Here is an 11,031-nt window from a genome sequence, read left to right on the forward strand (position 1 = left end):
TAAAGCCATCCGCAAAACCCTTCAAAGTTTCCGATTCTCACGGCCTGTACCTTTTGATCAATCCCGGCGGTTCACGTCTCTGGTATCTCAAATATCGTATCAATAGAAAAGAATCACGCCTCGGCTTGGGTGCCTACCCTGATTTGTCTTTGGCTGATGCTCGTCAACAGCGTGATGGTATCCGTAAACTCCTCGCGCAAAATATCAATCCAGCACAACAGCGCTCTGCTGAAAGAACCACTTCCACACCAGAAAAAACTTTCAAGTATGTGGCACTGGACTGGCATAAAAGCAACCGAACATGGTCAGAGAACCATGCAACCCGTCTGCTTGCCAGCATGAACAATCATATATTTCCTGTGATTGGACACTTGCCGGTAGCTGAACTGAAACCTCGTCACTTTATCGACCTGCTGAAAGGCATTGAGCAAAAAGGTCTGCTGGAAGTCGCAGCACGTACGCGGCAGCATATGTGCAACATCATGCGTCATGCCGTACATAATGAGTTGATAGAGCAGAATCCGGCTGCCAATCTGGACGGTATCATCGCCCCTCCCGTTAAACGCCACTACCCTGCCCTTCCGCTGGAGCGACTGCCGGAACTGTTGATTCGCATTAAGGACTACCAGCAAGGACGAGAGTTAACCCGCCTGGCCGTATCACTTACCCTTCACCTGTTCATCCGCTCCAGCGAGCTGCGCTTCGCCCATTGGTCTGAGATCGATTTCAAAAATAGAATCTGGACCATTCCTGCTACTCGCGAGTCCATCCCCGGCGTCCGCTACTCTGGCCGTGGTGCAAAAATGCGTACTCCACATATCGTTCCACTCTCCTGTCAGTCTATTGCTATTCTGAAACAGATACGGGAAATATCCGGACATCAGGAACTTATATTCCCCGGCGATCATAATCCGTATAAACCGATGTGCGAAAACACGGTCAATAAGGCGCTACGCCTGATGGGCTATGACACAAAAGATGAAATCTGCGGCCACGGATTTCGGGCAATGGCATGTAGTGCCCTGATGGAGTCTGGCCTATGGGCGCAGGATGCGGTTGAACGGCAGATGAGTCACCAGGAGCGTAACAGCGTTCGAGCGGCTTACATCCATAAAGCAGAATATCTCGATGCCCGTAAAGCGATGATGCAATGGTGGTCGGATTATCTGGATATGTGCCGGAAAGCGTATGCCCCACCTTATATTTGTGGGAAGGAAATCAGTTGCACAATGGGATAACCCCTCTGACAAAATAAACCACAAAAATAGCCGTATCAGTCTGTACTGTTACGGCATTTTTCTAGTTTCAGTTCGGATAAATTGTTAAGCCGTTTATGAGCATCGTCAGCCAGACTGTCCAGCGTGAATCGAAAGTGTGAAGACCGCTTCTCATACAGAACTATCCACGGAAACGGATTAGGTCTGTTATGAGCGAAAAGCGGATGTTCTATTTGCAGAATACATAGCAGCTTACTGTCTAGATGATGGGGATCAGACCTGCCTGCTGATAAGTCACCATCAGTTCGTCAAACAATTCAATGTTCTGACGGGTACGCGCTATCAGCTGAGCGCCCGCAACGGCTGTATAAATAGCGAGAGCCTGCTTTTTGTAATCCTCAGAATCACCTGCACATTTCTCACTGAGCATGTGGCTCAGCCACGCGACGTTGGCATCAACAAAAGCCTGCACCTCGGCCTTAACTTCCTGAGGCAGATCTTCATATTCAGCGGCCATGAAACTGGATAAACACAGCCTATTATCCTCTTCAAGGGATTTACGGAAAATAGCGGGATAACGCCTTAAGGCTTCGCCTGCGCTGGCACTCGTACTGCGTATAGTCTCAAGATGCTGCGCGGTATCCTGCCAGTAGCGTTGAGCAACCGCAGCACCAAGCTTCGCCTTACTGGCAAAATGATAATAGATACTGGCATTTTTAATGCCCACCTCCGTTGCAATACTGCGAAAGTTTATCCCGTTATACCCGTGCTTCTGAGCCGCACACTTCGCCTCGGCCAGTATCGCTTCCCGTGCATTTACGCTCATCTTAGCCTCTTGCTTAAATGTTCATGACGTCACTATACGCGTGCCGAAGCAACCTGCCAACTGACAGGTAGATATTGACATCCGTTAAAAACCAGGTCACTCTTAACCCCAGCAACTACCATGTGGTAGGTAGATATTACCTTTCAATTATCAACTTGTCCTCACAGACATTAAGGAACCCCCTCCGATGAAAATCTATGACTGGTATAACGGCCCCTATCCTGCACGTGTCCGTATCGCGCTTGCCGAGAAAGGGATGCTTTCCAAAACAGAATTTGTCCCTGTTAACTTATTGACTGGTGAGCATAAAAAAAACGAATTCCTCGCCATCAACTATTCAGGCACGCTGCCTGTTCTGAAGCTTGATGACGGTACGCTCATTGCGGAGTGTACGGCTATCACGCAGTATCTGGATGCGCTGGCCCCGCCATTCAGTCTGACCGGTACAACCCCAGCAGATAAGGGCATCATTCATATGATGACGAAGCGTGCTGAAATTGAGTTCCTCGATGCAGTAAGCGTGTATTTCCATCACGCCACACCAGGGTTAGGACCAGAGGTTGAACTGTATCAGAATCCTGAGTGGGGCAACCGCATGCGTGACAAGGCTGTCAGGGGGATGCATTACTTTGACCGCGTTCTGCAAATGCAACCTTATGTTGCTGGTGATACTTTCTCAATGGCGGATATTGCGGTAATCGGGGGGATGATCTTTTCTACGTTAGTGAAGCTTCCCTTACCGTCAGAGTGTGCCGCGTTGCGTGAGTGGTATAACCGAATGCAGGCAAGGCAATCCGTTCAGCAGTGGAAGTCGATGGTTGATGAAGAACGTTTGCAGAGAAAGGCGTGATTACTGTACCTGCTTTATTCGCTTACCACTGCGCAGGAGCTGGAACTGAGAAGGAGAGTTGATTCCGGCTTAGAAGCTATACGCTGAATGACCGCACTGTTCAACGATACTCGTTAAAAACGGCTTACGTCCGCTTCACGCCCTGAGACATTCGACAAGTTTTTTACGGCATCAGTAAGGGCGATTTTCGCTCTTCCAGTGCCAGCAAATATTTCGCTTCGTCATAGCGGGTTCTGGTCTTCCAGCAGTGGTAAATGATCCTAAGCCATTTGAATGCCAGAGCCCGGATCGCGGATTGATGAGATTTTCCCTTTTCTCGCTGCCCCTGATAATACAATTTGGCCCAGTATGATGAGTTAACCGTCTTGGCAGCCCATTCAACAAAGGTCTGCCTGACGAACTTCGCACATTGCCATCGCCAGTGAACCCAGGATTTCTGGCCACTTCGTTCTGTCACCGGTGCAATACCTGCGTAGTTTTGAATTTCTTCAGCGCTGTTAAACCGGTCTCGGTTATCACCAAGTGCAGCAAGCATACGTGGGCCCATACACGGCCCCATGCCCGGAAGTGATTTGAACAGCCCCGCATCTGGCAATGTGTCAAACAGCGTTTCGATTCGTTCGTCATAGGTTTTGATGATTTCACTCACGACTTTAATTTGTGTCGCCAGTGCTGTTGCCATCAAAGCATTAGCCTCTATAACACTCGGGTCTGTCGTCAATGGGATCGCGTTATCAATACTCGCAACACGTTGCTCGGTAAGGGCTATTGCGCGGCCACCTTTGGCATTCAGAAAGTTGCGGATCGTGTCGCGCCTGGCGCGTTTCAGTTGTTGCAGACTGGGCCACCGCATAATCAGTTCACACAACAGTAAGCTACCCCGATGTGAGAACCACTCCAGGGGCTGAGGGTAATACTGTTTAAGCGTGTTGATTATCCGGTTCACAAAGCGGCGTTTATCTTCAACCAACTGACGACGCTGCTCAACCAGTTGCTGGAGTAACCGGATATCCGCATTGTCGGGTTCAATGGCTTTTATCTTTTGGGGATAACGCAGCATTAACTCTAATGCCAGCTCAGCATCCTGCGGGTCATCTTTAGCGCCGCTGGGCGAGAAGGCTTGCCGGTAACAAGCCAGGGACAAAGCGTGGACAGGGAAAACAGTGATAAACGGATATTTCTGAAGAGCATACACCACGGGGCCCTTCTTCAGCTCAAGGGAGCTATTTTGCCTTTCACCTGTTTGTGCAACGCGTTGAGCCAGGCATCAAGCGCTTCTGCTGTATGTTCAATCACATGGAATGTGCGTTCGCCGTTTTTAAACTGAACGCAAAAATCATGCTTTTTATCCGCCCAGTCCAGACCAACATGAGCAGCAAACTGATCTATCGCAGTCATAACCAACTCCTTTTCACCGGGGATTGGTATGCATTCCACGCTCTTCGAAAGAAATATAGTCAGCAGTTTGTCTGCATGCCCTGAGTATTCGTTAGCGAACGTGGAGCACTTACTGGCTCGAAAGCAAAGCGGCAATCATCAAACCACATGATTCTGGCACAATATTCGTAACCAGTAAGCGCATACCCTGAATCACTTAAAAGTGTAACTCTCAGGGTTCGAATGACTATATTTGGCACACAGCAGACCTTCAGCGTCACGTGTTTGTCTGCTGTGTGCCAGGAGAGGACGTTTAATGACTTGTAGTGTTATTCAATGTAGGGCAGGTCGACTCATCGTTGCGTAAGCAGGGTAGTAAGCTCATTAAGAGAACTTACTGAACATTCTGGACTAACACAGTTTCCAGGCCATTCATGAAATCCTCTAAGCCAAATGGCTTTCATTCCAGCTTTTTTAGCTCCGAGATAGTCATTAACTGGATGGTCGCCTACGTACCAACATTGCTGAGGATGTAAATTGAGCAGGTTTGCACCCGCGAGAAATATGTTTGGCGACGGCTTACTATCGCCAAACATTTCAGAACAGATCATCACCCGTATCTTTTTTGAAAGAGAAAGTGCTTCTAAGGTTTGATGGCGTGACCATTCAGCGCCATTTGATATCACGCCAATAGCAATATCACGCCTCATAAGTTCTTCTATCAGTTCATTAGCTCCTGGCATAAGAACAGCTGCTGAGTGGAAGTGATTCACCCAATGCTCCAGGACTGTCTCGGCAAGTTGGGGTTTTATCCACTTTAGCTCTAATGCTAAAGTGTGACTCACTGCTTCGCGGATTGAGGAAAATGGCGAGTTTTTAGGAAGATAGCCGCCATTATCTTCACGAATAATAATAGCGTTAATATTACCTGCATTTGTTTCTTTAAGGTGGTCACGAAAGGCGAAATGAAATCTTTCTGAATATCGAGCAATACTCAAAGCTCTGTGAGTGAGCGTATTATCTAAGTCAAAAAAGACGGCTTTAGGGAACATATTCAACCTCGTGTTAAAGGGGATATTTATATCCAAACTACTCAGAATGACCTGCCCCCCTCTAATTAATGCGTTGCGGACTTAGCAACATCCGCTCCTGGCACAGGTTGTGTGAAAACTTTTTTGGCCGCTGAAACTGCCAAAAACAGAGCTGAAAACCGCGCTCATACGTAAAATTCGGCTCTACTAACCAGTCGATCAATTCCAGATTTTGCGTAGACGTGCGCACTTCAGTTTTTGGTCAGGGTTTTCACACAACCTGGGCACAACGCTGACGTTCATCTGAGAATGGTTTTAAAAGGCCGACGAGCAGTGCGCAGCCAGCCCTTTGTATACCACGCAGCGGCATGAGGCGCCAGCCGGTGCCACATATCATCCTGAAGCTGAATGGCGAGTAGCGCAGCCGCGCCTGAGCTTATATACCGCGCTCTAAGATTCTACTTACAAAATCTACAAACGCTCTCACCTTAGCGGGGGGAAGACGCCGCGACGGATATAACGCATAAAGTGGAAAACTTTCGCTTTCCCAGCCAGTAAGCAACTCGACCAGACGCCCCTGGGCCAGGAGATCTTCAATGCCGCTGGCTTTAATTCGTGCTATTCCCGCGCCAGCCACACAGGCCCCGATCAGTGTGCCAGAATCATTCACCATCAGACGGCTGGATATTTTGGCAGGAATAACGTTTCCCTTTAATGCGTATTCCCATGCTAATGGCTGCCCGGTCATTGAACTTCTGACTTGAATGCAGGAATGGTGAATTAAATCCGCCGGTGTTTCAGGCTCGCCATGCAGTTGGATATATTCCGGAGACGCCACAGTTTTAGTGGGCACTTCAAGTAATCTGCGGGCGATCAAAGAAGACGCAGGCGGGTTACCAAACCGTACAGCAATATCAAATCCTTCTGAGACCAGATCCCCGAGCTGATCGCGCGCAACAATTTCCACTGAAATACCCGGATAGGATTTCATAAACGCATTAATAGCCGGAGCCAGAATGTGTCGTGAAAAAAAAGGATCAACATTCACACGCAGGCGCCCGGTAACGGCGGTAGAAGCTCCGGAAGTCAGACTGATAGCATCACTGATACCCGCCAGCAGAGGGCTTATCTCTTCATACAGCCTTCTGCCCTCATCAGTCAGCTTAACTGCACGAGTGGTTCTGTCAAAAAGCCTTACACCAATACTGGTTTCCAGTCTGGTGACTGCCCTGCTTACGCCTGAAGCAGACATGTTGAGAGATTCTGCTGCCCGGGCAAAGCTGCCGCTGTGCACAATCGCCGCCAGCACGCTGACATTCGACAATTGCCGCCCGTCAAAGCTCATGATCATTTCTCCTGATTGTTGATAGATGATTTTATGTCACTAATGTGGTGAGTGCTTGAGCATTCTGTCAACAAATTATCTTCCTTATACTCGCGCTCACTGACTGACCGCTTTGAGGAAACCTTCACATGCCACATGCCGTGTCTCGCCGGGATTTGCTCAAAGGCGCATCTATTATTGCAAGTTCAGCGCTAACAGGCTTAGCCACTAAGCCAGGGTCATCAGATAACACCTCCCATCGGTTCGAAATATCGCCGCATGTCCGGCGCGATTTTTACCCAGACGCTGTCTTTTTACGACGATGCAGTGGTGAAGCTTTACGGTGAGTTTGAACGTGAACTCTACCGGGCATTAAAAACGTTTGACCGATGTTCTTTCAGAAAAAGGAAATTAATAAATGTTTGTTATCACTGGAATTACCGGCAAAGTGGGCGGCGTTGTTACCCGCACATTACTGAGCAAGAATCTTCCCGTTCGCGGCGTCATACGTAGCGCCGCCAAAGCTGGGGAATGGCGGGCGCTTGGATGTGAAGTCGCGATTGCAGAGATGGACGATGCTGGCGCTCTGGCTGAAGCTTTTAAAGAAGCGAAAGGGGTGTTCATCCTTCCTCCTTCAGATTTTGACCCGGCGCCGGGGTTTCCGGTTGCATGCCGTATCATCGATGCTCTTGTCCAGGCTATTCGTAGCGCTGAACCAGAGAAAGTCGTATGCCTTTCTACCATCGGCGCGCAGGCATTACAGATTAACCTGCTAACTCAGCGCACTTTGATGGAAAAGGCGCTGAACGGCCTGGAGCTGCCGGTCGCGTTTCTTCGTCCAGGATGGTTTATGGAGAACTGTGCCCTGGATGTTGTCTCTGCCAGCGAGAAAGGCGTAATTCAAAGTTTTTTACAACCTCTGGATAAAGCCGTTCCGATGGTAGCCACCGCCGATGTTGGTAAGTTAGCGGCCTCGTTATTGCAGCAGAACTGGACTGGAAAACGCGTCGTTGAGCTGGAGGGACCATGTCGCGTCTCGCCAAATGATATTGCCAGTGCCTTCTCGCAAATTTTAGGCCGCCCGGTTGTTGCCGAAGCCGTTGCCCGTCATGCCTGGGAAACGTTATTTCGTGAGCAGGGGCACCAATTTCCTTCGCCTCGTATACAGATGATCGATGGCTTTAACGAAGGCTGGATTTGCTTCGAAGGGAGTGAAGATGAGCGGGCTATCGGCGATACGCAACTGGAAGAGGTGCTTCGCAGTTTATTGAAAGCTGGAAATTAATATTTCTACATTTAAAAGCAGGTACCCATGAAGAGCATAAAGTCTCAGGGTTTAAGTATCCCTCATATTGGTTTTGGCGCGAGTTATTGAGGCATTTTGCCCAGATTTAACACCGTTTCTTTGTTCTGATGGTTCTTTCTAGCGGCGGCCGGCCTGTTTTCCGGCTGGGTCGCCGCTGGCAGTTGTCAGAATCAGCACATAAGCAGGCTGATGTTTGCTATGAGCGAAAAGCAGACGTCGAAATATCCTCTAATTTTGTGACCTGCTGAAGCCTGCTTTTGATGTCATATCTGCCTGAATTCACCTCCGTTGATCATGTTTAATGCCTCGAACTTTGGGCAGTAGATCATCCTTAAGAAAATCACAGGTTGCCTCTTTTGTAATCAATGTATACTATGTATACATTAATTTGGAATTGACGCTGAGGAAAACATGAGCAGAAAAAATAATGTAGTAACCGTAAGATTAACTGATGAGCAACTGAAGGTTTTCACAGACTGGAAGGAAAAATTAGAGGGCGACTTAGGGATCGATGTGCCTTTAGGGGCAGTTATCCGGAGGGCGTTAGATGGCGCTATTCAGATGTATAACCAGCGTATGGATCATGAAATCCAGGCGGAAATAAATCCGGATGAACGCTCTGCACGAACACAAGGTGCTAACGCCTATATCAGTGACTACAAGGAAGAGAAATAATCATGACCATCATCGACAGTAAAGCACATCAAGCAGGGTTCAGAGAGCATTATGTCGATAATGCTAAGCCAGTGTGGGATATCGGTCGCCCGCAAAAACCTTTCATCGAAAGCGCCTCTGATATACGTGGGCCAATATTAGATATTGGCTGTGGCACAGGTACGCTTGCCGCTTATTTTGCTAAGCGTGGTGAGCAGGTTACCGGGATTGATTTTGTCGAAGAGGCTGTCGAGCGTGCTACCGCGAAGGCGAAGGCTGCGGGTCTTAACATCGACTTTATGGTTAAAGACTTTTTCACTATTGGCAGTTGGGATCGGAAGTTTCGGACCATTATTGACAGTGGACTGTTTCATATCTTTTCAGGCGATGAGGTGAGAAAAGCTGCTTACCTGGATATCGTGAGTAAATTACTCAGCGATAATGGACGACTTTATGTTCTGGCCTGTAAAAAAGAAACCGGGTTCGATGCTGGTGTTAACGCTGATGAGATTTTTGAGACCTTCCGTGAACGCTTTATCGTTGAGTCATTGCATGAGTTTGAGGCCGAAACCGTCATTGGCGCAGCGGAAAACGTCCCCGACAAGCAGTGGCTAAGTTATTTTGCGGTGATTAAAAAACGCTAATGTTAAAGGGGGCTGCGTCCCCCATTTTCAGGATCTGAGGTTACAGGATAAAAGATAGAATAAAGGTCTGCTGTCCTTGATTAAATGTGCGCTCTCATTAGCATATTACCTTCATTTTACTGTGATTCACCTAACCTCAATGAATCACAGCCTGGAGAAGTGAGAATCAAAAATTCGTGAGCACAATCTTGCCCTGAATACTTCCTAACGCAGCACGTTTATGAGCATTGATCTCCTCCCTGAAAACAGTGCCAGTCTAAACTGAAGTATCCGGTCTTTCTTTCATCTCACTGAGAGGCATATCAACCATGAAAAAGACCCGTTATACCGAAGAACAGATAGCCTTTGCCCTTAAACAGGCCGAAACCGGCACTCGCGTGGAGGAAGTGTGCTGAAAGATGGGGATTTCTGAAGCCACTTTTTACAATTGGATGAAGAAGTTTGGCGGCATGGGCGTGACAGAACTGCGTCGGCTGCGCCAGCTGGAGGAAGAGAATCACCGCCTGAAACGGCTGGTCGCCGATCTCAGTCTGGACAAAGAATTGCTGCAGGACGTCATCCGAAAAAAGTTCTGAGGCCGGTGCAGAAACGCGAGGCGGTCGAATACCTGCCGCTGGCGGCGTACCGCATCGGGGTTCGCAGGGGATGCCGGCTGATGATGCAGAGCCGAACGGTCTACCACTACCGTAGCTGCCGCGATGACCGGGCCCTCACGCAGCGGATACGGGAGATTGCAGAAACCCGCATTCGTTCTGGCGTGCAGCGGATCCATATCCTGCTGCGGCGGCACGTGACGGCCAGGCACAGGCGTATCCGCCCGGCCGTGACCGCTGTGGATCAGTGCTGGAGCATGGATTTCGTTGCTGATAATCTGTTCAACGGACGCCGGATCCGTGCCCTGACTGTAGTCGATAATTTTATTCGTGAATGCGTGACGATCGAGGAAGTCTCAAAAAGTGCGTGGAACTAAAACAGGTGTGCTTACATCACACCCACAACTCCCCCAAGAAATAGTCCCAATACACCGGAGATATCTGTATTCTTCCGTTACATGGCGTGAGGGTTATCTCACTAAAAAAAACTTGGTTTGCATTGGCAATGAAATCCACCCGACAGTAAGAAATACCTTCCGACAGCTTTTCAGCAAGGGCAATCATATGACGATAAAAATCAGGTTCGGCGATTTTATGCGGGGAGTTATTATATCCCATGGTGAGAGGAAGAATTTTCCAGCACGGATCATAAACATTGACATACTCATTATTCATCGCATCGGTAAAATCAACCTCGGTAATGTATGCTTTACCTGAAAAACAATGAACGCGATAGACTTCAGGAATCAGGTGTAAGGGGTTACCCACGAAGACATCGATAAATTTTTCACAGATGATGTAGGGTTTTATGTTTTTGTAATGCCATTCACGCGTGACATAATACATATTCTTATTAAGGTGGGCATTAAGCTTTTTCTTTGCGGCGCACTCATCGAACTGATGCTTTTTTTTGCAGATAATCGCGCTGCCACTGTCATGACTGCACTTCAACACAAACTGCTCAGGAAGCTCATTAAAATCAATCAATTCCGCTCTTTCGTAGCACCCCAGAAGTGGGACAAGATAATCGTCTCCTATCTTTTTTTTCACGTACTCCCGGACTGCAATTTTATCCGCCAGCATCGTAAAGAAAGGGTCTCTTTCAAAAATCATCCTGTTATTTATCTTCTCATTCAGGCTTTGAGGGTTTTTAAAGTCAGGCACCCGGCGAAACTCTTGTTGATGCTTTCGCTTCCGGTAGCGTAAGTC

The 11,031-nt window shown here is 48.2% G+C and carries 10 protein-coding genes and 2 pseudogenes; 7 read left to right on the plus strand and 5 right to left on the minus strand.

The features are described 5' to 3' along the window. On the plus strand, positions 1 to 1,238 hold a 1,238-nt coding region (locus J1785_RS08555; protein ID WP_217219220.1), incomplete at its 5' end, for a tyrosine-type recombinase/integrase. Positions 1,239 to 1,476: 238 nt separating this feature from the next. On the opposite strand, the gene J1785_RS08560 is transcribed toward J1785_RS08555, so the two are convergent. After that, positions 1,477 to 2,043: a TetR/AcrR family transcriptional regulator gene (locus J1785_RS08560; RefSeq protein ID WP_118663971.1), complete on the minus strand. Its 567-nt coding sequence runs from the start codon at positions 2,041 to 2,043 to the stop codon at positions 1,477 to 1,479. A 187-nt stretch (positions 2,044 to 2,230) separates the two neighbouring features. Between J1785_RS08560 and J1785_RS08565 the strand changes: the two genes are divergently transcribed. Further along, positions 2,231 to 2,893, plus strand: a complete 663-nt coding sequence (locus tag J1785_RS08565; protein WP_217219221.1) for a glutathione S-transferase — start codon at positions 2,231 to 2,233, stop codon at positions 2,891 to 2,893. A 163-nt stretch (positions 2,894 to 3,056) separates the two neighbouring features. Here J1785_RS08565 and J1785_RS08570 read toward each other — a convergent pair. The 3 genes and pseudogenes from J1785_RS08570 to J1785_RS08580 all read right to left on the minus strand — a co-directional run bounded on the left by J1785_RS08570 (position 3,057) and on the right by J1785_RS08580 (position 6,652). Next, a pseudogene (locus J1785_RS08570) lies at positions 3,057 to 4,291 on the minus strand (IS110 family RNA-guided transposase). Between the two features lie 332 nt (positions 4,292 to 4,623). Continuing rightward, complete coding sequence (locus J1785_RS08575; protein ID WP_217147022.1) at positions 4,624 to 5,322, minus strand: HAD family hydrolase; 699 nt, start codon at positions 5,320 to 5,322, stop codon at positions 4,624 to 4,626. A gap of 415 nt (positions 5,323 to 5,737) precedes the next feature. Continuing rightward, positions 5,738 to 6,652 (minus strand): LysR family transcriptional regulator, encoded by a 915-nt coding sequence (locus J1785_RS08580; RefSeq protein WP_338020341.1) that lies wholly within the window; start codon positions 6,650 to 6,652, stop codon positions 5,738 to 5,740. Positions 6,653 to 6,774: 122 nt separating this feature from the next. Here J1785_RS08580 and J1785_RS27040 point away from each other — a divergent pair, with 122 nt between their 5' ends. From J1785_RS27040 to J1785_RS08605, 5 genes and pseudogenes are all read left to right on the plus strand, one after another. Continuing rightward, positions 6,775 to 6,972, plus strand: coding sequence for a twin-arginine translocation signal domain-containing protein (locus J1785_RS27040; protein ID WP_118663968.1), 198 nt, complete (start codon positions 6,775 to 6,777; stop codon positions 6,970 to 6,972). Between the two features lie 71 nt (positions 6,973 to 7,043). Next, positions 7,044 to 7,910, plus strand: a complete 867-nt coding sequence (locus tag J1785_RS08590) for an NmrA family NAD(P)-binding protein (RefSeq protein WP_217219223.1) — start codon at positions 7,044 to 7,046, stop codon at positions 7,908 to 7,910. Between the two features lie 432 nt (positions 7,911 to 8,342). Next, a complete protein-coding gene (locus J1785_RS08595) occupies positions 8,343 to 8,606 on the plus strand; it encodes a hypothetical protein (RefSeq protein ID WP_217219224.1) in 264 nt (87 codons plus the stop codon). A gap of 2 nt (positions 8,607 to 8,608) precedes the next feature. Then, positions 8,609 to 9,229, plus strand: a complete 621-nt coding sequence (locus tag J1785_RS08600) for a class I SAM-dependent methyltransferase (protein ID WP_217219225.1) — start codon at positions 8,609 to 8,611, stop codon at positions 9,227 to 9,229. A 308-nt stretch (positions 9,230 to 9,537) separates the two neighbouring features. Beyond that, positions 9,538 to 10,172, plus strand: a pseudogene (locus J1785_RS08605) (transposase); the annotation flags it as partial. A 43-nt stretch (positions 10,173 to 10,215) separates the two neighbouring features. On the opposite strand, the gene J1785_RS08610 reads toward J1785_RS08605, so the two are convergent. Next, positions 10,216 to 11,031, minus strand: an 816-nt coding sequence (locus tag J1785_RS08610; protein WP_217219226.1) for an ATP-grasp fold amidoligase family protein, incomplete at its 5' end; no start/stop codon positions are given.

The organism is Rahnella perminowiae (assembly GCF_019049755.1).
Lineage (GTDB): Bacteria > Pseudomonadota > Gammaproteobacteria > Enterobacterales > Enterobacteriaceae > Rahnella > Rahnella perminowiae.